Genomic DNA, 23103 nt, shown 5'->3' with positions numbered 1-23103 from the left:
CTCGCCGCTATTAAAACATAGCGCTGAGACGTTTTTATTTACCGTAGAAATTGTAAAATCACTTGTTGATAAATCGTGATCGCCGCCAAATAATCCTTGATGGCGATATATTCGTCAACTTGATGCCCGCTAGCGTTCCCCGGACCAAAAATAACTACCGGGAACTTCTGCGCGGCACGAATAAATTCAGATGCATCGGTGGCACCACCGTTACCGACTATCTCCACCGGCTGGCCAAGCGTATTGCTAGCAACCTGGTGGAATAACTGAACAAATGGCGCCTGTGGATTACCTGGAAGTGGACTCTCTGGATAATGATACGTTAAGGTCAATTTATTTTCTGGTGCTTGATTCAATTGCGCCACTAAAGCATCGATTTCTGCCATCAATGGCTGATTAGGGTACAACGGTGTAGTGCGAATATTACCATATAAGCGCGCCCGTGCTGGAATTGAATTGATCTGTTCACCGCCAGCAATCTGGGTCACATTATGGAGCAACGGTCCCAAAACAGGATCGACTGCTGTTTTCTGCGCCATTAAAGCAGTTAGCGCTTGATAAAAGCGGAATAATTGATCGATTGCATTGTTACCAGCCGCTGGATCAGCGCTATGAGCCGCCTTACCCTCAGCCGCCAACTCATAATCGATCACACCACGATGGGTATATTCCACTTGCAACTGACTAGGTTCAGCCACGATCAATGCATCCAGCTCGTCAGCAAAACCCTGATGCGTCAATTGAGCAGCCCCATAGTTACCAGTTTCCTCGCCAACAGTAGCAAATAAACGAATCGTGCCGGCAAAACTGCGCTTTTCAGCCAATAGATCTAATAACACATTGATCAAGGCTGCTAAGCCGCCTTTCATGTCGCTGGCACCGCGACCGTAGACGTTATCAGCGTCCATTTCACCAGCAAATGGCGGATGCTGCCAAGCTGTTACATCGCCAGGTGAAACTACATCTAAGTGTCCGGCTAAGCCTAATGTTTTACCCGGCTGATCACCATGTAATGTGATCACTAAATTGGAACGGCCTGGCGCATAATTAACTTCAGTGACTTGCGCCGCTGGATATTGATCAAACAATAATTTAATATAGTCAGCCACTTGGGCTTCATGATTATTCACCGATTTAATTTTCAATAGATCTTGCAATATTTTCAATGCTTTGCGCTTATCCATTAACTGGTAACCTCTTTCACCCGATTTTATACTTAATGATAGCAGAAAATAAGTATTTATGACGATAATTGAACAAAAAAAGCGTTGTTCCTAACAAAAATTGCTAGAAATAACGCGCTTCACGCTATTGATCGTTTTGTTTTCGTGGTAAAGCAAAGGTCAATGCAAAACCGATCACTGCTAACCCAACTGTCAACGCGAAACCATAATGCGTTCCACTGGTAACTTTTACAGCACCAGTAGCGCTACTAGCTGCTTCACCGGCACCCAGTAAACTAGTTGCTAAGGCCGTCGCGATCGCGCCACAAATTTGTTCTAATGTGTTCATAATACTACTACCATCAGGTGATAATTGTCGTGGCAATGCGTTTAGTCCATGAGTCTGCGCTGGTGACATCGCCAACGGTGCACCGATCATTAAAATAACGTGTGCACACACAACATAAAAATAACTGGAATCAGCCTGACTGAAAAATAACATTAACGCCCCAATGGTACTCACGAGAAAACCTAGCATCGCGGGCCGCCGTGGACCTACATTATCGTATAGGCGCCCGGAAATCGATGAAACTAAGGCGTTAAATAAGCCGCCGGGCAACATTAACATCCCAGTTAAAGCCACTGGCACTAATAACCCTTTTTGCCAATAAATTGGTAATAAATACATCGCTGACATAATGATCATGAAATCGATCATCACCAGGCCAGTGCCTAACGAAAAACCACCATGGGCGAAAGCTTTAACGCTTAAAATGGGTTCCGTTAACTTTAATTGCCGCCGGACAAAGAAAAATAACGCAATAATGCCCACTACTAAACTGCCTAGAACAATGGCTGAAGTCCAGCCTTGATCACTGGCTAAGCTAATTCCGATCACAACACCACCAAAGCCGATCGTCGACAAAATAATCGATAATATATCAACATGTGGCTTGGTGATCGTCATTACATTTTCAGTGAATTTGATTGCGATGAGTAAAGCGATGATCAAAAATGGGATCATGACCCAAAAAATAAACTGCCATGATAAAACACCAAGAATCAATCCAGCCACCGTTGGCCCAAGCGCGGGTGCAAACATGATAGTTAGGCCGATCAAGCCCATCGCGGAGCCCCGTTTATCTATAGGATAGATTGCTAAAGCCACCGTAAAAATCAGTGGTAGCAGAATTCCGGTGCCAATACCTTGAATCAACCGGCCAATAAATAAGAACATAAACGTTGATGATAAAGCCGAGATCAACGCGCCAACAATAAAATCGCATAACGCAAAAATCAATAATTGTCGCGTCGTAAACCAGCGCGTTAATAATCCTGAAAGTGGTAAAACAATGCCCACCATTAACAAATAACCAATAACCAGCCACTGAATTGTGCCGGCGGATACCCCTAATTTAGCTGTTAAGGGGGACAAGGCAATATTAAGCGCCGTTTCACTAAACATACCAATGAAGCCACCAATAAGCAGGCCAGCCATGATCGGCAAGCGTTTAGTCTCTGTACTATTTTTCATGTGAAAAAGTTCCTCTTTCCCAATACCATAAACCAAAAATAATTTCTGGATACAAGAGATCATTCTAGCAGGAAAAGTTGGTCTTCGTAAGTGTAAGTTGCCTATTTTCAGAAAACTACCGATAAAACAGCCTTATCTATGTTAGCTAATTAAAAGGACTCGTCGGCTTAAAGCAAGCTGACGAATCCTTTTTTTAAATGGCGTTTGCATCTGTTGTTGTAACCTCATCGCTTTGGTCTGTTGCTGTACCACTATCATCGGTAGTTGTTGAATCATTAAATAGATACTTTTGCAATAACTGACCAGTGAGCACCGGCGTTTTAGTGATAATAACTTGTGCCGCGCCGGACTGTGAAATCTGATTTTGAATCGCCGTGTCAGGGATAAAATTCAATACGGTCAAAACGATGAACAGTCCGATATAGTTAAGCACAAACGCCACTATTGCCCCGGCAACACTGTTGACTTGTTTGATCACCGGTAGCCAAGTGATCACCCGCGACCATCGCGCTAACATGCGAACGATAAGCCAGCCAAGTGCGATCATCATCAAAAAAGCGATCGTATTGGTCACACCTAAGCTAGCGGCCGCACTACCCGACCAAGTTGCTAGCCAAGTACTAACATTGGGCGCTGTCAACCGTGCAAATATATAAACGCCGATGTAACCAAGTGTATATAGTAGCTGAACGATCAAGCCACGCTTCATTCCGCGGTAAACAGCTATAATTAAAATCAGCGCAATAATAATTGTAACGATCATGTTTCATTTCTCCTCTTATAATCAAGCATAATACTTTGAATTCAGTAAATAATTAGACAGATAATTTTGTGTAAAAATTTAGCACCATTCGCTAAGTTAACTTTACCAGATTTTGTGTAACTAACTACCGACCTGCGACCGATTTAATATTTGTTTAATCAGTGTACCTTAAATAGGATGTAAAACCGCAAAAATCACTGTACTTTATATTGATTAGTGCGATAATAAGTACCCTAATTACAGTAATGGTAGTATCATTTACCTAACTAATTTACGGCAAGTGATTAATTCATCAGCTAAACATGTTAGAATATAACTAAATTGATTGAAATGAGGAATGATTGTGACTGGTAGTCAAATCGCTGTAAATACGGTCGTCATGTTGATCACCTTTTTATTTGCGGCGTTTTTTGTGGCATCAGAGTTTGCTTTAGTGCAAACTCGGCCAAGCGCACTTGAAGAAGAACTAGAAAAACGTGGTGGTCACTCGAAAAAGGTCAGCACCGCACTGAACATGGTACATAACCTAAATGAATATTTATCGACCACCCAAGTCGGCGTCAGTGTTGCCGGAATTATTTTAGGTTGGATCGGTGAATCAACTGTGGAAACTATTTTGATCGACTTATTCAATCTAGATCACCTAATGGGCTCAGCCGCCTTACACGCGGTAGGTGCGATTCTTGGGGTGATCGTACTAACTTACTTAGAAGTTGTCTTCACCGAGATCGTGCCGAAAAATATCAGTATCGACATGCCCTTGCCAACTATGATGTTCATTACGACACCACTGCGCTATTTTCATTTGATCTTCTATCCCTTCGTTTGGTTGCTAAATATTTCAGCTAGCGGCGTTGTCCGGTTGATCGGTTTAAAACCAGCCGATGAAGAAAACGAAAACTTCTCGCAGGCTGAAATTTTGACCTTATCCCGTAATGCGGTCAGTGGCGGTCAGCTAGAGCGGAACGATTATATCTACATGGAGCGCGCCTTTGCCATGAACGATAAAATCGCTAAAGATATTATGGTCGATCGAACATCGTTAATGGTGGTTGATGTCACTACAACGGTTGCCAAAACGATTAAAATGTATATCGCTAACGGTTTTAGCCGTTTCCCCGTCGTTGAAGATAATGATAAAGATAAAATCATCGGCTACGTGTACAATTATGATCTAATTAAACAAGCTGAACTCAGTGATCAGACCCGGGTCAGTAAATTATTGCGTAATATCATTACTGTGCCAGAAACAGCTTCGCTACAGAATGTTTTAGCGCAAATGGTGCAGAAACGAACCCCCATCGTGGTAGTCGTCGACGAATATGGCGGTACCAGTGGCATCGTCACTGATAAAGATATCTATGAAGAATTATTTGGTACCGTCAAGGATGAAAACGAAATTCCATCTGAAGAATATGTTGAAAAACAAAAAGACGGTAGTTACCAGGTCAACGGTAAAATCACCCTTTATGATTTTGAACGCTATTTTAACGTTAAAATTCGTGAATTTGACGATTCGGACGTGGTGACTTTAACCGGTTATATTATGAAAGACAATCCGGCAGTCCAACCAGAGGATACTTTTATTGTTGATGATTTTACATTTACCGTTGGTGAAATTGATAACGCCTATGTTAGTTGGTTTAAAGTTACCCGTACCGTTGATCTAACAACGGCTGAATCAACGACTAAATCCTAGATTCAAAGCTTACTGTTTGCTGTATCGCTAACCAAGCGGTACTTTTTTTACATTAATATGGCTCAACTATCGTACACATTTCAGCTTAAAGTAATCTTATTGAAATATTTAAGCTTGATTTAAGTCAACTCTGATATAATTGTAAAGAAATTGAGCAAAAAAAGCCAAGCGGCCAACTGGAGATTTATCACGCGACTACAATCACCTGCTTTTTCTCCTGCCGCCTTAGTAAACGAAGGGAACTAGCCTATGTTGCATAAAAAGAAATCCAAACGATGGCCCAAAATCTTAGCGGCGGTCATTGCGGCGATCCTACTGATCGGCGGTGGCTTCGTAGCCTATGCCTACTATCAAACCAAACAAACTGCTAGTAAAATCTACAAAGCCAGCGACAGTAACGCATCTGCTGTGGTCAAACAAAAAAAGCCATTATCGATTCTCTTATTAGGCATTGATACCGGCGCTGATGGTCGTACTGATAAAGGTCGCTCTGATACGATGATCCTTGCCACCATTAATCCTAGTACTAAAAAAACAACTTTCGTCAGTATCCCCCGTGACACAATGGCAGAAATGACCGCTAGCAGCGAAACTAGTATTCAAAAAATCAATTCTGCTTATGAAATTGGTGGTGCCAAAACCGCTAAAAAAACTGTCAGCAATTTACTAAATGTCCCGATCAATTATTATTTAACCTTAAATATGGGCGGTTTATCTAAAATTGTTGATGCAGTAGGCGGTATCACCGTCACCAGTGACTTAGATTTCAGTTTCAACAACGTCACCATTAAAAAAGGCTCCCAGCACGTAAATGGTAAGCAAGCCTTATCGTTTGCCCGGATGCGTTATGACGATCCCAAGGGTGATTACGGTCGACAATTACGGCAACAACAAGTGATCAAGGCTGTGACCAAAAAGCTGCTATCATTAAATGGTGTTGCTAACTACCAGAAAATTTTAAGCGTTGTACAGAATAATCTGCAAACCGATCTCAGTTTTTCTGACATGAAAGGTTTGGCCACTAATTATCGTGCGGCTGCAACAACGATGGATTCCGATCAATTACAAGGGCAAGATGCCGACATCAACGGTAGTTCTTACCAAATTGCATCGACTAAGGAATTAAATCGAGTTTCAAAAAAATTACGTAAGCAATTGAATTTGAATGCTGAAACCGTCAGCAATAAGGAAACTGAACTGAACACAGCCAACCCTTATTTTGATGGAATTACTAGTACCACGTATACGATCTATGGTACTGACAGCACCGTTAATTATGGCACTGGCACCTATAGTGATGGTAGTACCTACAACAGCGAGAGTAGCAGTGATAGTTACACTGGGACTGGCGATACAACTGGAACGCAATCCTATAACGGTCCGGCTACACCTAATGGCCAATTTTAAAAAATTACCTATACAGAAAACGCCAACTAATTTACAATTTAGTGGCGTTTTTTTATGTGGTTATCGGCAAAACTCATTCTTTACAACCTTTTTCTAAGCTGTTACGGTAAGACCAATGCGGAGGTTTATTCAGATGACACAACAACAAATAATTAATTACGGTATTATGGGTGCAGCACAAATTGCGCCCCGTTTTTTAGCTGGCTTACGTGCAGCTGGCGGTGCCCAAGCATTGGCGATCGGCGCCAGCCAACTAACGCGTGCACAGCAATTTGCCCAAGTTAACAACATTCCCCATGCTTATGGCAGTTACACCGAACTAGTCAATGATCCTACACTAGATGTGATCTATATTCCACTATATAATGGCGGCCACTACGCCGGCGCAAAGCTAGCTTTAAATCATGGCAAAAGTGTTTTGTTAGAGAAACCATTTACCTTGACCCGCGCTCAAGCGGAAGCGTTATTTACATTAGCGCAACAACAACACGTGACTTTAATGGCCGCACAAAAGGCCGTCTTTTTGCCATTGACTCGAAAAATCAAACAAATATTGACTGCCGGCACTATCGGCCAAGTCAGTTGGATCGATGCACAAAGCTATCACCCTGGCGGCACTGATATTAGTTGGTTTCAAGATATTGCCGCTGGTGGTGGCGCCTTTCGTGGCAGTGCCGCTTATCCACTAGATTATATTCAGTACCTTCTAAACCAACAATTCACCAGCTATAGTGGCGAATGTCAACGACAAGCGCCGGCTGCCGATTGGCAAAGCAATGTAGTTTTAAAGACTGAACAGAATGTCCTCGTTAATTTATTTATTTCCGCAAAATTACCACTTAACAGTCGAATGATCATTTACGGTGACCGCGGTAAAATTGTGATCCCTAATTATTGGAAATCAGCCGAAGCAACCCTATACACCTATGATGGCAAAGCTACCCCACTACGAGTCACACAAGATAGTGAATTTGTCTTTGAAATTCAACACTTTAATCAACTCTGGCGGCAGCACCAACTCACCAGCCCCATTATGACCCCCGAGTTGACCTGTCACACCATCGAAATCATTGAAAATATTTATCGGCGCTGGACAGCTGGCCCTACTGCTTCATAAATAGCGCTAGTGTATCAATTGAAAAGCGCTACCAAAACTGCTATGGTTGTCTTGTAATCAATAATTAAGAAAAGGGGTTCATCATGACAACTTATAATTATGATTTTCCAAAGTCTAAGGCACAACTTAACCAGCTGATTGCAGATATCAGCCAATTAAAGGTTAATGTTCAACAGACTCACTGGTACATGCGCGGCGAAAATTTCTTCCGTCTCCATCCATTAATGGATGAATACGGCGACCAACTTAGCGAACAGCTTGATCAAATCGCTGAACGGCTAATTGCTTTAAACGGCAGCCCGTTAGCGACAACCCACGAATTCATTGCAAATACTGGCTTACCTGATGACAAAGTAGAATTCGATCAATTGACCTTACCTGAATTTATGCAACGCTTGGTCAATCAATTTAAGTATCTACGTGATCAATATCAAAAAGGTATCGAAGTCACTGATGAAGAAAAAGACTTCCCAACTCAAGATATGTTAAACGGCTTCAAGGATGAAACTGATAAAAACATTTGGATGATCAGCGCCTACCTTGGCAAAGCACCACTTGCTGACTAGCAATGTAAAGAGACTGTGATATAAGTAAAACGGTTCTTTCTGAAGTATGAGTTAGTTAGCTTCCATTCCATCGCCAGTGGACGGAACGAGTGGGCGCGTTGGCGAGCTAATTTTTCCCAGATAAACCCAAAAGCGGACGGAAAAATGGATCTCGCCAGCCACGCATAGTTCTAAATGGCCCAAGTCGCCATCAAGAACTATCGGCACATCTGGTCCACTGGCGAATCCATTCCAGCAGGCAATAACTGAACATTCAAGTGTTGCTTGTTTAAGCAGTAAAGTTAGGCAGTTAGAACGTAAAACACCGGTAAAACATTCGAAAACTGTTTTACTGGTGTTTTTATGCGCATATAATCTGTTTTAAAACTGCGAGTCTCTAATAATTGTCGATTAAACCTAACTGAGCTAACTAAGATAATTAAACTAACTAATTAAATAGTGATCTAACACTGCCAAGGTGAAATTGAAATGGAGTCGCCAGTGGACCACTGTCGCTTATTCTTAACAACTAAATTAACAAGTATCAAAACTGGCACTGAGCCGCTAAGCAGAACTTGCTTTCCGTTGTCGATTGAACTATGGTAAAGACCGTCAAGTTCAATTCGCACGCGTTCCGTCCACTGGCGCCGGAATGGAAGCAAACTAACTCTGCGCACAGCCAAAGTTCAAAAAGATCCGTAAAATTATGTCGCAGTCTTTTTTCATTGCCAAATATTATAGTTTAAACGTGTGCCAATTAGATAGCCACTGGCGACTTAATTTAGAGCCAGCGTTGACTTATGGATTTGACCTAATCAAGAAAACGGTTTATCTTAAAAGGTAATTACATAATAGAAAGAGGTCTACTTATGTCCCCAGAACAACTGGATCAATATGCCCGTATGATCGACCACACTAACCTACATGCAGATGCTTCCGCTGCTGATATGGAAAAACTTTGTGCTGAAGCCAAACAATATCATTTCAAAATGGTGGCGATCAATCAAAGTCAAACCGAGCGTTGTGCCCAGTATTTAGCGGGTACTGATATCCATGTTGGTGCCGCAATCAGTTTTCCGCTAGGCCAAACCACGATAGCCGCTAAAATATTTGAAACGGAAGATGCAATCAAAAATGGCGCCACTGAAATTGATTATGTGCTGAATTTGACCGAAGTTAAAAATGGTAACTATGACTACATTAAATCAGAAATGACTCAAATGGTCGCCTGCTGTCATCAACATCAACTTCCATGCAAAGTGATTTTTGAAAATTGCTACTTAACCAACGACGAAATCCGTCAATTAGCTTTGATTGCTAAGTCGGTACAACCTGACTTTATTAAAACTTCAACCGGTTTTGGTACTGGCGGTGCAACTATTGCTGATGTTCAATTGATGAAACAAACGGTTGGTGCAGCCGTTAAAGTCAAAGCCGCTGGCGGTATTCGTAGCGCAACTGATTTTCTTGCTATGATCGACGCCGGCGCCGAACGCATTGGTACTAGCGCTGGAATTAAAATTATTGAAGCTTTAAAACAACGCGCTTGATTCCCAGATAAAAAAGCCTTGAAAAAATTCAAGGCTTTTTTGTTTAGCATGTTTTATTGATCAACATCAAATTGGTAGTCACTAGCATAGACTGGTAATCGATAAGCTCGATAAACGTAAGCTTTAGCTGATGGATTTGTTAACTTAACATTGAAGACTTGTTCTTGACCAGCGACCTCAATAATATTACTTGTTTTCCCATTATTCTGGAAGCCGAAATCTAGTAAATAGTTAGTTGAACTAACTTTTTGGGTGTAGCCGATGATCGCCGTGAAGTTAGCTTTCCCCAATGATTTACCGTAAGCCCAAGTCTGATCAATAGTCATCTTTTTGGTGTCAATATGGTATTGAACGCCTTGTGAGTACTTACCAGAAGTTGTGGCATCCCCGTTAGTCACGTTGATATTATTATCATATAGCAAAATATTTTCGCTGTTCGGATCATTATTATCATCACTCAACAAATTCAAGCCATGTTGACCACCTGTGATCGATGTTCCCTTCGTCGGCGTTAATAATAATTTCTGATATTTCTGCGGCCAAGTGGACTTCTTTTTACCAGAATAGATCCACTTGATCTGCTCTGTTTTAAGATCAAATTTCATGATCATATCCTGATTACGGCCAGAAATCATCAAACTCTGATCATTATTATCATAATAAACTGCGTTTTGATGGAACCAGTCGATCGAACCGTCTTTAGCGGCTTTATATTTTGTATACATTGCTTGCGGTAATAAATTTTTTAGGTCGATCACCTTAGTAATTTTACCCGTCTTGGCGGAAATCACGACCATGGTATCTTCCACATAGTCAGAGCCATCGTTGACCGTTGCGACTAGATCATGATTGGGTAGCTCGATGATATCATGATGCAGCACGGTCGTTTCCCTGGCGCCACCGTCACTATTACTAGTTTTAGCCCGGAAATTATATTCCTTATAGACACGCCCTAAGTAGTCCGTTTCCAGCAAATCATTATAAACTAGTGCTGATTGTGTGTTTTTACTTAATAACAACAAGTGACCATTGTGAATCGGCTGCAACATATGCTGAACGTACAAAGTCGAATACCAACGAATTGCGCCATCAGCATCGATGGCAAACGATTGTTTCGTTGTCCGAATCATAAAGGTTAATTTATTATCGCCGATCACCATTTGCTGTTTATTATTCTTAGTGACCTTTATTTTTGTTTTTTGCAAATATTCAGGTAAATCAGTCGTTGTTTTAACTTGTAATGTTTGCTCTGTGGTTGTACCATCTTGATACTGTACTTGTAACTTAACCGTATTTTGACCGGAGTATAAGCCTACCACTGGCACCTGATGTTGGGTGCTGTAGTCACCGTTAACTTGATTAGTGATCGAAGTGTTTTCAGTTCTGCCGACGACCGTATAGGTGATTTTAGCCGCTTGCTCAGTTTGAAAAATCACTAATGCGGTGGTTAGCGGAGAAGTCTGATAGGGATTTACCTTAACGTACGGCGTAGCCAACGTATAGTCAGTATTCGCCAATGCTGTTTTATACGTCTGATTTGCGTTTTCCTGTTTCTGCGCCCGTGTTGTCACTAGGTGGCTACCAATATTTCGTTTGATCTGCTTAACTGACAGTAACTTAGTCGTATTCGTTTTAGTCGTGGTCTGCTTTTGCGTTTGACCACAACCAGTTAGCCCCACTGTCAGTAAAATAAGTGTTAGTACCCCAAAAATTCGCCAGCGCTGTCCCTTCATCATTCAAAACTCCTTATCCTAAGATTAAAATCACTTTAATTATATTAAAAATGTATGAAGAAGTTTTGAATTTTTAGTAAATCACGGTAATTTTATTAAAATCTGGCTTAAAAAATAAGCAGCCTAATTCATGGTACAAGAAAACACCAGCATAGTGAAATTCCATCGGTTCTTTCTGAACTTTGTCTGTCTGATTAACTCGTAGGCAGATTTAGTTTGGTTCTATTCCAGCGCTGGCGTATGGAACGCGTGGCGCGTTGGCAAGCTAATTTTCTTTCCAATTAAGCCCAATCGGAAAAGAAAATGGATCTTGTCAATCGCGCATGGGTACTAGGTGACCACAATTCGGTCACCAAGTACCATCGACACAGCTGCGACTTGAACTTGGCGGTTTTCGCCTTAGTTCAATCGACAACGGGAGGCAAGCTCTGTTTAACAAATAAGTACTAATTGCGATACTTGTAAATAGTGTTATTAAGAACGAGCGACAGTGATACGCCAGCGCCTCCATTTCACCTTGGCAGTTTTAGAACACTATTTAATGAATTAGATTAAACGGTTTAGTTGATTTAATTAGAATTGACCAACAGTCATTAGTGATTCGCTGTTTTCAAGTAGATTATATGCGCATAAAAATATCGGTAAAACAGTCTTTCAACTGTTTTACCGATATTTTTATTCTGATTATCACTAAGTTTGCCACTTAAGCAATCAATGTTTGAATGTTCACTTATTGCCTGCTGGAATGCAGGCGCCAGTGGAGCACTGTTGCTCAATTTTTGAAACACTTTTAGCAAGTATTAATTTTTAGATCATCTTCGCTAAACAGAGCTTGCTTCCCGATGTCGATTGAACTATGGCAGAAACCACCAAGTTCAAGTCGCACTCGTTCCGTCCACTGGCGCCGGAATAGAAGCTAACTTGCTCTGCTTGTAGTCAAAGTTCAGCAAGAACCATTCCACCACGCTGATGTATCGTTTTAATGTTTAATATTCTGGCAATCAACATTAAAGATTGCCTTCGTCGTTAAACGTTCCATATCTTGAAGTTTGTGCAAACAAACGTGATAGTAGCGTCCCGGACTTTCCATGACGATTACTTCTACTTCGCTAAACTCGGCTAATTCGGTTAAATAATTTTTTAAAACAATATAACTAAAACTACGCACCGTTTTGTACCTCCCCTTCATGCTCGTGACGGCCGTGGCATTATGGGCGCATACCGGTTAAGCTAGCCGTCACTACTCAAAATCTGCTACTGATCTACCTACTCACAAGCATACCTAATGTAACAACAAAAGTACAATGACAGGCTACTAAGTCACAAAATAACTGTTTATAACCTCGATCATTTACCATTTACAGAACGTGCTGGCCTAATCACTGGCTTTACTTGAGTCAACCCCGCGATCCCGTAATGTTTTAAGTGCTTAAAAGCATGTTGATCAAAAAAGCCAATAAAACTGCCTTGGAAAAATAGACAGATCAAGGTGCCAATATTGACGGCAAACAACCGCCCTGTAAACAAGAAAGTGCCTAGCATGATCAATACTGGTGGAATATAATGAACCATTTGCGCGATCGTAGCGTTCCCCTTTAAATAGCGAAACCGCAATATCTGCATAAAATCATCGTTGGGGTGCAGAACAATGTTGGCCCGTTGATAAATTGAGGTTGCCAAAGCGACACAAAGTATGCCAAATATATCGGTAATGACGCGCACAACCAGCGGCAACTGATTAATACCTAAGTGCAGAATGATTTGGGTAAATAATTGAATCAAGTAGCTAAACGGCGTAATAAATAATAAATTACCTAAAAAACGCCGCCACGATAATTTACGTGTCAAAGCCATATTCGCTAAGGCAACTAAAACACCACATAAGAACAGTGTGACGCGCAAACTTAACGGCCACAAATGATACAAATTAACTGCTGAGGCGGTCCAAACAGCGCTACCTAAATTAGTTGCAATCGTCAGTGAATGACCAGTAGCATTGATCAACAGCGACAGTCCTAGATAACCCCACCGTTGAATTAGATTCTTCGACTGTGTTTCTTCAATGATGCCTCATCTCCCGCTAAATGATTGCCTAATAATAAAGCGAACCATCCTATGGATGATTCGCTTTATCACTCAAAATAAGCTATTTGTTTTCGACTAGAGATTTACCAGTCAAAAACTTGGGATTAGGTGTTAAACCAAAGTTCTTTGCTAAATCTGCTAAATCATCATCAGTAATTTCTTGTAAGCAAACACCGCCTTGAGCTTGGATCGTGGTGTAAATCAATGCTGCTTTTTCAATCGTTTCAATTAAGCCAAAGGTTTCATCCATTGAATCGCCGGCGCCAAAGACACCATGATGTGGCCACATAACTGCACGGAAGTTTTTCATTTTCTCTGCAGTTGCTTCACCAATATCGTTAGTTCCTGGAGTCATATAAGGAATGACGCCTAGGCCTTCTGGGAAGACAACTACTGATTCTGCTTGCATTTTCCATAAGATACGGCTAAACGTTTTCTCGTCCAGAGGTAAAGTGAAACTCATGGCAATTAAATTAGTTGGATGACAATGCATCACTACACGTTGATTGCTATCAACATGCAACCGATTAATATGCGTCATTAAATGGGATGGAAATTCACTAGTTGGTTGAGCGCCATCATTATAGCCCCAACGAATATCAACACTATGGCCATCCTTGGCGATCTGAACTAAACCAGTATCCCGTTCAGGATTATCGATAACATTTTTGAAATAACGACCAGTTGCAGTAACTAAAAAGTATTGACCAGCTAATTCGCTAGCATCAAAAGCAATCGGTACATTACGTAATACTTTATCAGTATCTGCGTACTGGCTGATTTCATCTTCAGTCAAGCGGTAGCTAACATTACCACCATTACGTTCATCCCAACCATGGTCGTATAACCCACGAGTGATTTTGCACATTTGTTGTACGTATGTTGAATTAATAAATTTTTCTTGTGTCAAGATTTATGATCCCCTTTATTTGATTCAGTCTATTTAGTTACGTTTGAATTGAACGTCTTTTTCATATTGATGAATGTTCTGCATCCAGTCCATGCCAACAGGTGTGCCATTGTTCTGACAGAATTTATCCCAAACGGCACCAAATGGCATGCTCTTAAGTTCTTCGGTTTCAATTAAACGAGTAGTAAAGTCAGCATCATATTCAGCTTGTTTCAACTGATCAATTGGTTCGAGCATTGCTTGTAACAATGCCTTTTGAGTTGCACGAGCGCCAACGACCCAAGCAGCGACACGGTTGATCGTTGCATCGAAGAAGTCTAAGCCCAGATGAGTACGTTCAAGATAGTTATCACGAACAAGTGAACGTGTGATCCGAACTAATGCTTCATCCATGATGACCGTATGATCAGAATCCCAACGTACTGGACGAGAAACATGCATGAATAAGTCTTTCTTAGTGAATGGGAAGTAAGCTGCAAACTTATCAGAAACATCTTCTGTTGGATGGAAATGTCCGGCATCGATCGTCCATAAATGGCCACGAGTGATTGCATAATTGTCATAGAATAAATGAGAACCAACTGTGTAAGATTCGATCCCAGGGGCACCAAACAACTTACCTTCAAAGGAATCTTGCGTATTCTTTTCATCGTATGGCTTAGCTTCGATTTCGTCCAAAGAAGCTAATAAGCGTTCACGAGGTGTACGTTTGTCAATTGGATTGTCTTTAAAACCATCTGGGACCCAGAAGTTGTTGTAACAAGTCTGACCTAATTTTTCACCGATATAGTTAGAAACTTCACGGGTCAACTTACCATGTTCGATCCAGTAGTCGCGGATCGCTTTATCAGGAGAAGCAACGGTCATGTTGTCTTTAACGTTAGGATGTGAGAAGAAAGTACCATTGTTATCTAAACCAATGCCTTCTTTTTTAGCCCAATCGATCCAGTAATCGAAATCCTCAGGACGGATATCGTTAAAGTCTTTCTTCTTGCCATCTTTAGCAACTGCATAAATCATATGCAAGGCAACTTTATGTGTGCCTGGAATTAAGCTTAGCGCTTCATGTAAATCAGCTGTCAATTCGTCAGGAGTACGCGCAACACCAGGATAATTACCAGTGACTGCAATCCCACCAGTTAATTCAGCGTCAGGATTCAAGAAACCATGAATATCGTCGCCTTGCCAACAATGAATAGATAAAGCGACTTTTTCCAATTGTTTCATTGCAGCTTCAGTATCGACACCCATTTCTGCGTATCGTTCTTTTGCAACTTCATATGCTTTATCGACTGTTTCTGCTTTTACCATGTTTATACACTCCTCAATTAAGGTTATGATCAGTCAAAATCACTGATCGATTTTGTTTGTTCCATACGATTGATTCTTGTAGCCAAGTTCATGCCGCACGGATCAAGGCGCGCTGTTAATCTAAATGGAATACTTCTTCAAGATCATCGGCAACGGGACTTTCGTTTGGGTTAGTCTTCATAATTGGCTCCATGTAATGCCACCACTTTTTGCAAATATCTGTATCCGCAATAGCATTATAGGCATCAACATCTGGTACTTCGAGATAGGCCAAAGTCTGACCATTAGCTCGATTGAGATAGATCGAATAGTTCGTGGCACCATGCGCTTTTAAAGCCGCTTTCATTTCTGGCCAAATTTCTGCATGACGCTTAGCATATTCGTCGTAAGAACCTGGGTTGATGTACATTACTTGCGCAATCCGTTTCATCAGTTATACACTTCACTTTCCTCATAAATCTCAATAAATTGTTTTTAATAATTTAGTACCCTGAATTATTTATTATTGGCTAAAAAATCCTGATATTTAGCCAAGACGCCTGCATCAGCATCTTTCTGCGGTGCAAAAGTCTTCAAGTCAAATGAATCGGCGATCAAATGACGTCCAGCCACGACATCCTTGACCTCACCGGCAGTGATCATTTGAACAATGATATTACCGATGGCAGTCGCTTCACCTGGACCTGCCACTACCGTTACCCCAGCAAGATCAGCGGTCAACTGATTCATTAGGGCGACGTTAGAACCACCACCAACAATGTTTAACGTTGTGATCGGGTGACCGATAATTGTACTGAGTTTATGCACGGAATCGGCATAATACAATGACAAGTTATCGTAGATCGCACGGGCGATCTCACCCGGTGTCTTGGGTACAAACTGATTAGTCTCCTTGGCATAATTCTGTAATTCTTGAATCATGTTTTCGGGATTCTGGAAACGCAGATCATTGACATCAATGAAGACTTTGAACGACTCTTCTTTATCAGCAAGTGCTGCCAATTCAGCAAATGAATACTGGTCATTCAGCTCTTCTTTGACCTTCTGGATGATCCACAGGCCCATAATATTCTTCAGAAAACGGTAAGTCCCATAGGCACCCCATTCGTTAGTATAATTTTCACGAAAGGCATCTAAGCCATTTTCTGGTGTATTTAGCTCAGCACCAAGCAATGACCAAGTTCCAGAACTTAGGAAAGCCCAGTTATCACCAAATCCTGGCGTCCCAACGACAGCACTCGCCGTGTCATGGGTCGCAGTAGTGATCACATCAGTTTCTGGAATATCATATTGTTTATGCCACTTACGCCGCACACTACCTAGCAAAGTCCCGGCTTCAACTAAATGTGGAAACTGATCGGCCTCAACATTGACTTCACTCATCAAATCCTTGTCGAACAAGCCTTGACGGAGATTTAACATTTGCGTTGTCGAAGCATTAGTCACTTCGGTAACCGCATTGCCGGTCAAGACATAGCCCAAGTAATCTGGGATCATCATGATCTTGTCAGTCTTTTCTAAGTCGGCCTTATCTTCGGTATAAAGCTGATATAGCGTATTGAAATCCTGGAATTGAATCCCAGTTTTCTCATAGATATATTCTCTTGGTAATTCCGAAGTAAGGTTTGAGATTGCAGAATTAGTTCGCGCATCACGGTATGCGATCGGATTATGCAGCTTATTGCCGTCTTCATCAACTAACACATAATCGACCGCCCAAGTATCAATACCTAAGTTAACACGATTAATGCCACGTGCTTTGATTTTTTCCAAGCCAGCTAAAATTTCATCGATGAGATGATCGATCTGCCAACAATCATGTCCGTCTTCACCAGTAAAGCCATTCTTAAAACGGTGCGCTTCTTCAAGTTTTAGTTTACCCTCATCCACTGTACCGAGGATTAAACGGCCGCTGGAAGCACCGATATCAACTGCTACGTATGTGTTCATTTTTTTAACACCTCAGATTCATTTTTTATCCAGTGTATCGCGCTGGTCTTGCGTTAAGAAGTCTTCACCATATTGTTCTTTGGTGATTTCTTCCAAACTCTTGCCACGAGTTTTTGGTGTCCAAGTAATTCCGACTAACAGTGAAATGATCAAAATTGCGATCATAATGTAGCCGCCAATACTAAAGCCTAGGTTGGCCATGATCGTTGGTACAAAAATCGTATATGCACCAGCAAAAGCACGAACAACGAAGAACATGACCCCTTGCGAACCGGCACGGAACTGAGTTGGGAAAAGTTCAGTTGCCCACAGTGCATACCATGCTTGTGCACCGATACCAGCAGAAATGCCCCAAAGCGCAGCAAATGTCCACAATGCCCATGTCTGGCTCATCCCAAAGAGTGTCAAGATGATCCATGAAAGCAATGACATTGTTGCACCGACTCCGAAGAAGAAACGATGATTGACTTTGTCACCAAACTTGGCAAAACCAAAGTATGTGGCGCAAGCTGTAAGCACCCAAATCAAAATATTAAGCATACTAGATTGAGTAGCATCAAGCTTAACAACGTTTTCAAAAATATACGGTAGGAACATCCCTTGTGAACCAGCAACTAAGTTCCATAAAGCATAGACCCCAATTAAGAAGAATAGCCATTTGATGGATGTCTTATTGGAGAACAAAGTACGGTATGGATGACTGTTAGCTTTAGATTTATGCCCAGTCTTCTTCTCTTCCGCCTTTTGATCCAACCAATCTTGTGATTCAGGTAATGTCCGTTGCAAATTCCAAGCGACAAAGGCAACGATCGCCAAGCCAACAAAGATCAGACGATAACCTAATAGTCCAAGTGGTGCAACTATCAATGCAGCAATAAAGACTACCGCCGGGCCAAGTGACCAAGCAAACTGCGAAACCCCAATGTTCTTGGCACGTTCAGTTCCTGCAGCTGTTTCACCGATATATGACCATGATGCTGGAACACCGGCACCAACTGCGATCCCAGTGATAATGAAGCCGGCTAATAAAAAACCAAAATTATTAGCGAAGACACACATTAAACAACCCACCATGTAGATCAACATGTCATAAACGTAAATGAAACGACGACCAAATTTATCAGATAATGGTCCACCAATGATCGCGCCTAACGCAGCGCCAAACGCATTAGCAGATAAAGCACCTAAAATACCTGTTTGTAATGTACTAAGCCCAAACTGTGTGCTCCAAGACGCCATTCCGACAGAACCAGCAACGATACAACCGGAATCGAGGAAATTTGTGATCGAAACACGAATTGTGGACTTCAATGACCCTTCAGCCATATTTTTAACCTCCTAAATGTTAAGACAATAATAAATTGAATAAATAATTACTTGATTACAGTTATCATTTAACCGTTTTCATGGTATTATATCAATGTCAGAACTTCAGGATATTTGGAACATAAGTACAGGAGGGCATTATGGACGCTAATATTTTCAAATCATTACAAGCATTATCGAGTGTTGAAATTCAACAACAGCAAAGCCATTACGTTAGCGATGATATCCCGCCGGCAGCAATTGATTTGAAAGCTAGTCACGACTATAAAGTTCCTGTGATCAACAACGAATACTTTTTTAGAAATTGCAGCGTTGCTATCCGCAAATATAATCGTTTTGCACCTTATCCGTTGCACACGCATCAGTTTTTTGAAATCAATTACATGCTCCGCGGTCACGCAACCGAATACGTCAATGGTCAGAAAATCGTGTTAAGTGAAGGCGATGTTTTACTACTCGATATTGGTAGTCAACATCGAATCGACGCACTTGATACCAATGACCTACTGATCAATGTTTTATTCCGTGACCGCAATATTTCCTTAGATTTAATTTCCCATATACAGGCAGCTAAGAGCGTGCTTTACGATTTTCTGATCAATAATATGGCAGCCGATCCCAAGCCAGGCCGATACCTTTTATTCAAGAATCTGGGCAACGGCAACAACGAAATCCAAACAACATTTGATGACTTGATCACCGAATATTACCAACAACGTGATTTCGCTGATACCATTATTAAATCAGAATTAACGATTCTAATTGCTCGGCTCGTCCGCAACAAACAGCTCCCAGAACCAGCAACGTCACCGACGCAAAAGCTGGCGATCAAATTACTAGATGAGATCCGGCAGCATTATCAAAGCCTGAGTCTAGAGACGCTTTCCAATAAGTATTCTTATAATAAGAACTACCTTAGTAACCTGTTCCATAAGGTAGTTGGCAAAACTTTCAGTCAGGCGCTGACCGAGGAACGGTTGCTCCGTGCGCGCGAAGCAGTCCAAAATACAACCCAACCTATCACTACGATTTGTCACGAAGTTGGCTTTTCAAATAAAAGTTTTTTCTATCATAAATACGCCGATAAATTCGGGCGAACACCAAAGGAAGATCGCCAGCTTATCAATAGTAAGTCATTGACCGACACATTATAATCGACTAAATATGTAGATATGTTCCTAATTTAACAATTATTTATTGTAACTTAGTTTGTGTATTCCCTTACAATGCCGCCTAAATGCTGGCTATTTTTTAGGATAATGTTGTTAAATTCACAGGGGCAAATACTCATCAGTTGCTGTTAAGCGCTTGCTATTATCCTAATATGTGAAATAATTATATTGCAAGTGATTCATGACTATTTTAAGGAGTGATTTAAATTGAAAATTCAAGCAGCTGTAGTTGATAAACAAGGTGCCAAATTTACAATTAAAAATGATATTGAACTTGCTGAAATGCAAGACGACGATATTCAAGTCCATATGGTTGCCACTGGTGTTTGCCATTCTGACGAGGCTTTACGTAAGGGTGACGCTACAATTGGCTACCCAATCGTCTTAGGCCATGAAGGTTCTGGGATCGTTGAAAAAGTCGGTTCACATGTACAAAACTTCAAACCTGGCGATCACGTTATCCTTTCTTTCTACGCTTGTGGCAACTGTGAAAATTGTCTCAAAGGTGTTCCTACTCAATGTTTACATTATGCAGCTAATAACCTTTCTGGCGTTCGTCCTGATGGTTCAGCTCATTTCACTGAAAACGGGAAACAAGTCGATGACATGTTTGATCAATCATCCTTCACCACAACTACGGTCGTCCGCGAACGTAATGCCGTCAAAGTTCCTGATGATTTAGATCTACGGAAATTAGGACCTTTGGGCTGTGGCTACGTAACTGGTAGTGGGACCGTTTTAAACACCTTAAAACCTCGCCCTGGTGATACAATTGCGGTCTTTGGTACTGGTGCTGTTGGTTTAGCAGCTATGATGGCCGGTAAAATTTCTGGTTGTATCCGTGTCATCGCCGTTGATATTATTGACGATCGTTTGGCCTTAGCTAAAGAACTTGGCGCAACTGACGTGATCAATAGTAAAAATGAAGACCCAGTTGCTGCCATCAAGGCTTTAACTCATGGTCATGGCGTTAACTTCGCTGTTGATACGACTGGTGTGACCCAAGTAATGGAATCCTCCATCAAGGCTTTGGCTCAAGGTGGCGTTGCTGCTTGTATCGCCGTGACATCTCATCATATTGACGTTGATACTTGGAATGACCTTTGTGTTGATGACAAAGCTGTTATCGGCGTTAACATGGGCGACTCAATTCCACAGATCGATATTCCTCGTTTGATTGAATTCTATCGTCAAGGTATGTTTGATTTTGATAAGACTGAAAAATTCTATAAGTTTGATCAAATCAACGAAGCTAACGCAGATTCAATTAGTGGTGAAACGATCAAGCCTGTCTTGGTCATCGATCCAGAATATAAACCTGGAGAATAAGCTTTAAATTAACGTAAAAAAATAAAACGTTCATCAATTGTTAGACAAAGATCTAATCATTGATGAACGTTTTTTATAATTTATTTTTGCTATCTAACTAAAGTCGGTTGCTTAGGATCAAACTGCCAACCTGGAATTAAATATTGCATTGCTAATGAATCATCACGGTCATGGTGTTTCAAGGTAGTATACAACTTGTTTGCTGCCTCTAATTTTTCTAAATTGATATTGATCCCTAATCCAGGACGCTTAGGGATCTTAATACCACCGTCGCTAATTTGTAGCGCATCATCGCATAACTGTTGATCATCTTGCCAAATAAAATGCGTATCAATAGCCGTAATGTTACCTGGCGCAGCTGCTGAAACTTGCGCGTATAAAGCAAGGGTAATGTCAAAATGATTATTAGAATGTGAGCCCCAAGTTAAGCCCCAATCATTTAAGACGCTGGCCATGCGTAAGCTACCATTGATTCCCCAGAAATGTGGATCCGCTAAGACAATATCGACTGATTTCATCATCAGTGATGGATAAAATTGCTTCCAATCAGTAGCAATCATATTCGTTGCCACTGGCATATTAGTCGCGTTTTTATAGAAGCTCATGATTTCACGACCAGAAAAACCACTTTCTGGACCACAAGGATCTTCTAAATAAGTGAGCGCATCCCCGTATTTATGGGTTAGATCAATGGCTTCTTGCAACGACCACGCCCCGTTAGGATCAAGATTAATTCGCGCATCCGGAAATCTTTTATGCAAAGCCACAACTGCTTGCATTTCCTCGTCGCCACTGAGGACGCCACCTTTTAACTTGAAATTCTTGAAGCCATAACGTGCTTGGGCGGCTTCGGCTTGTTTAACAATCCCAGCAACCGTCAGCGTTTCTTGTCGTCTGACCTTACCCCAGGCGTCATTATCATCGTCATGAATATATGGCAGATCAGTTTTGTGATAATCGCCAATATAAAACAGATATCCCAGCATTTCTACCTTATCACGTTGGCGACCATCACCAATGATATCGCACATTGGTAAGTTGACAAATTTACCGTATAAATCCAATAGTGCGCACTCGATGGCAGCTTCAGCGTGAACGACATATTTCAGATTAGCCAAGTTTAATTGTTGCAAACCTTGACCACTATCGTTTTTTTCGCGCCAACCTTTTTGCCGGATATCGTTTAAAATCCGCCGATATTCAGTGATTTTTTGACCAATTATTAAGGGCTTATAGCTTTCCAGGGACTTAGTGATCGAGTCGCCACCATGAATTTCACCGATACCCATTTGACCTGAATCATCCGTTAAAACGACAATGTTACGGGTGAAATACGGATAATGAGCACCACTTAGTGTTAACAACATACTATCGTAGCCAGCTACTGGATAAACTTTCATTGCTGTAATTTTAGGAATTACGCTTGTCATTGAAATTTCCTCCCTAATGTCTAATTAAAAACGATGACACTATTCTGTCATCGCCTTTTTTGTCAATCTCATTATTGAA

At 41.2% G+C, this 23103-nt stretch carries 19 protein-coding genes; 7 read left to right on the top strand and 12 right to left on the bottom strand.

The features are described from left to right. Positions 1-38 precede the first annotated feature (38 nt). From EKM76_RS05395 to EKM76_RS05385, 3 genes are all read right to left on the bottom strand, one after another. The gene (locus tag EKM76_RS05395; protein ID WP_125549679.1) at positions 39-1184 is read right to left on the bottom strand and encodes an ArgE/DapE family deacylase; all 1146 of its coding nucleotides are present in this window, start codon (positions 1182-1184) and stop codon (positions 39-41) included. Between the two features lie 124 nt (positions 1185-1308). Continuing rightward, entirely contained in the window at positions 1309-2697 is a 1389-nt protein-coding gene (locus tag EKM76_RS05390) for a DHA2 family efflux MFS transporter permease subunit (protein WP_125549678.1), read from the bottom strand. A gap of 193 nt (positions 2698-2890) precedes the next feature. Continuing rightward, positions 2891-3460, bottom strand: coding sequence for a CvpA family protein (locus EKM76_RS05385; protein WP_125549677.1), 570 nt, complete (start codon positions 3458-3460; stop codon positions 2891-2893). A gap of 343 nt (positions 3461-3803) precedes the next feature. On the opposite strand from EKM76_RS05385, the gene EKM76_RS05380 reads away from it, so the two are divergent. From EKM76_RS05380 to deoC, 5 genes are all read left to right on the top strand, one after another. Continuing rightward, positions 3804-5159, top strand: coding sequence for a hemolysin family protein (locus EKM76_RS05380; RefSeq protein ID WP_225417882.1), 1356 nt, complete (start codon positions 3804-3806; stop codon positions 5157-5159). A 249-nt stretch (positions 5160-5408) separates the two neighbouring features. Next, positions 5409-6566 carry an LCP family protein gene (locus EKM76_RS05375; RefSeq protein WP_125549675.1) on the top strand — a complete coding sequence of 386 codons (1158 nt, stop codon included), beginning with the start codon at positions 5409-5411 and terminating at the stop codon, positions 6564-6566. Positions 6567-6699: 133 nt separating this feature from the next. Beyond that, positions 6700-7683, top strand: a complete 984-nt coding sequence (locus EKM76_RS05370) for a Gfo/Idh/MocA family protein (protein WP_125549674.1) — start codon at positions 6700-6702, stop codon at positions 7681-7683. 83 nt (positions 7684-7766) lie between these two features. After that, positions 7767-8249 (top strand): Dps family protein, encoded by a 483-nt coding sequence (locus tag EKM76_RS05365; protein ID WP_125549673.1) that lies wholly within the window; start codon positions 7767-7769, stop codon positions 8247-8249. Between the two features lie 848 nt (positions 8250-9097). Beyond that, the gene (gene deoC, locus EKM76_RS05360) at positions 9098-9778 is read left to right on the top strand and encodes a deoxyribose-phosphate aldolase (protein WP_125549672.1); all 681 of its coding nucleotides are present in this window, start codon (positions 9098-9100) and stop codon (positions 9776-9778) included. Positions 9779-9831: 53 nt separating this feature from the next. Here the strand turns inward: deoC and EKM76_RS05355 are convergent, their stop codons facing one another. The 8 genes from EKM76_RS05355 to EKM76_RS05320 form a co-directional block, all read right to left on the bottom strand. Next, complete coding sequence (locus EKM76_RS05355) at positions 9832-11514, bottom strand: aryl-sulfate sulfotransferase (protein WP_164507602.1); 1683 nt, start codon at positions 11512-11514, stop codon at positions 9832-9834. Between the two features lie 976 nt (positions 11515-12490). Beyond that, positions 12491-12679: a hypothetical protein gene (locus tag EKM76_RS05350; protein ID WP_125549671.1), complete on the bottom strand. Its 189-nt coding sequence runs from the start codon at positions 12677-12679 to the stop codon at positions 12491-12493. Between the two features lie 179 nt (positions 12680-12858). Next, on the bottom strand, positions 12859-13515 hold the full coding sequence (locus EKM76_RS05345; protein WP_225417881.1) for a YczE/YyaS/YitT family protein: 657 nt from the start codon (positions 13513-13515) through the stop codon (positions 12859-12861). A gap of 142 nt (positions 13516-13657) precedes the next feature. Beyond that, complete coding sequence (rhaD, locus tag EKM76_RS05340; RefSeq protein ID WP_125549669.1) at positions 13658-14506, bottom strand: rhamnulose-1-phosphate aldolase; 849 nt, start codon at positions 14504-14506, stop codon at positions 13658-13660. Between the two features lie 33 nt (positions 14507-14539). Beyond that, a complete protein-coding gene (locus tag EKM76_RS05335; protein WP_125549668.1) occupies positions 14540-15817 on the bottom strand; it encodes an L-rhamnose isomerase in 1278 nt (425 codons plus the stop codon). 115 nt (positions 15818-15932) lie between these two features. Then, complete coding sequence (gene rhaM, locus EKM76_RS05330; RefSeq protein WP_125549667.1) at positions 15933-16247, bottom strand: L-rhamnose mutarotase; 315 nt, start codon at positions 16245-16247, stop codon at positions 15933-15935. A 65-nt stretch (positions 16248-16312) separates the two neighbouring features. After that, positions 16313-17767, bottom strand: coding sequence for a rhamnulokinase (gene rhaB / locus EKM76_RS05325; RefSeq protein WP_125549666.1), 1455 nt, complete (start codon positions 17765-17767; stop codon positions 16313-16315). An 18-nt stretch (positions 17768-17785) separates the two neighbouring features. After that, positions 17786-19093, bottom strand: a complete 1308-nt coding sequence (locus tag EKM76_RS05320; protein WP_125549665.1) for an MFS transporter — start codon at positions 19091-19093, stop codon at positions 17786-17788. A 140-nt stretch (positions 19094-19233) separates the two neighbouring features. Between EKM76_RS05320 and EKM76_RS05315 the strand changes: the two genes are divergently transcribed. Both EKM76_RS05315 and EKM76_RS05310 read left to right on the top strand, forming a co-directional pair. Continuing rightward, positions 19234-20247: an AraC family transcriptional regulator gene (locus EKM76_RS05315; protein WP_125549664.1), complete on the top strand. Its 1014-nt coding sequence runs from the start codon at positions 19234-19236 to the stop codon at positions 20245-20247. Between the two features lie 225 nt (positions 20248-20472). Continuing rightward, entirely contained in the window at positions 20473-21594 is a 1122-nt protein-coding gene (locus EKM76_RS05310; RefSeq protein ID WP_125549663.1) for an NAD(P)-dependent alcohol dehydrogenase, read from the top strand. Positions 21595-21683: 89 nt separating this feature from the next. Here EKM76_RS05310 and EKM76_RS05305 read toward each other — a convergent pair whose 3' ends face one another. Continuing rightward, positions 21684-23024: an enolase C-terminal domain-like protein gene (locus EKM76_RS05305; protein ID WP_125549662.1), complete on the bottom strand. Its 1341-nt coding sequence runs from the start codon at positions 23022-23024 to the stop codon at positions 21684-21686. Positions 23025-23103 lie beyond the last annotated feature (79 nt).

This window comes from Loigolactobacillus zhaoyuanensis (assembly GCF_003946385.1).
Lineage (GTDB): Bacteria > Bacillota > Bacilli > Lactobacillales > Lactobacillaceae > Loigolactobacillus > Loigolactobacillus zhaoyuanensis.
The sequence above is the reverse complement of the archived record's forward strand: the minus strand, read 5'-3'. Positions and strand labels throughout refer to the sequence as shown.

What these genes read in the sequence shown, in the direction of transcription:
- EKM76_RS05305 (WP_125549662.1), bottom strand. Translation starts at nt 23,024, where the DNA reads ATGACAAGCGTAATTCCTAAAATTACAGCAATGAAAGTTTATCCAGTA.
- rhaM (WP_125549667.1), bottom strand. Translation starts at nt 16,247, where the DNA reads ATGAAACGGATTGCGCAAGTAATGTACATCAACCCAGGTTCTTACGAC.
- deoC (WP_125549672.1), top strand. Translation starts at nt 9,098, where the DNA reads ATGTCCCCAGAACAACTGGATCAATATGCCCGTATGATCGACCACACT.
- EKM76_RS05315 (WP_125549664.1), top strand. Translation starts at nt 19,234, where the DNA reads ATGGACGCTAATATTTTCAAATCATTACAAGCATTATCGAGTGTTGAA.
- EKM76_RS05365 (WP_125549673.1), top strand. Translation starts at nt 7,767, where the DNA reads ATGACAACTTATAATTATGATTTTCCAAAGTCTAAGGCACAACTTAAC.
- rhaB (WP_125549666.1), bottom strand. Translation starts at nt 17,767, where the DNA reads ATGAACACATACGTAGCAGTTGATATCGGTGCTTCCAGCGGCCGTTTA.
- EKM76_RS05390 (WP_125549678.1), bottom strand. Translation starts at nt 2,697, where the DNA reads ATGAAAAATAGTACAGAGACTAAACGCTTGCCGATCATGGCTGGCCTG.
- EKM76_RS05385 (WP_125549677.1), bottom strand. Translation starts at nt 3,460, where the DNA reads ATGATCGTTACAATTATTATTGCGCTGATTTTAATTATAGCTGTTTAC.
- EKM76_RS05370 (WP_125549674.1), top strand. Translation starts at nt 6,700, where the DNA reads ATGACACAACAACAAATAATTAATTACGGTATTATGGGTGCAGCACAA.
- EKM76_RS05335 (WP_125549668.1), bottom strand. Translation starts at nt 15,817, where the DNA reads ATGGTAAAAGCAGAAACAGTCGATAAAGCATATGAAGTTGCAAAAGAA.
- EKM76_RS05395 (WP_125549679.1), bottom strand. Translation starts at nt 1,184, where the DNA reads ATGGATAAGCGCAAAGCATTGAAAATATTGCAAGATCTATTGAAAATT.
- EKM76_RS05320 (WP_125549665.1), bottom strand. Translation starts at nt 19,093, where the DNA reads ATGGCTGAAGGGTCATTGAAGTCCACAATTCGTGTTTCGATCACAAAT.
- EKM76_RS05355 (WP_164507602.1), bottom strand. Translation starts at nt 11,514, where the DNA reads ATGATGAAGGGACAGCGCTGGCGAATTTTTGGGGTACTAACACTTATT.
- EKM76_RS05375 (WP_125549675.1), top strand. Translation starts at nt 5,409, where the DNA reads ATGTTGCATAAAAAGAAATCCAAACGATGGCCCAAAATCTTAGCGGCG.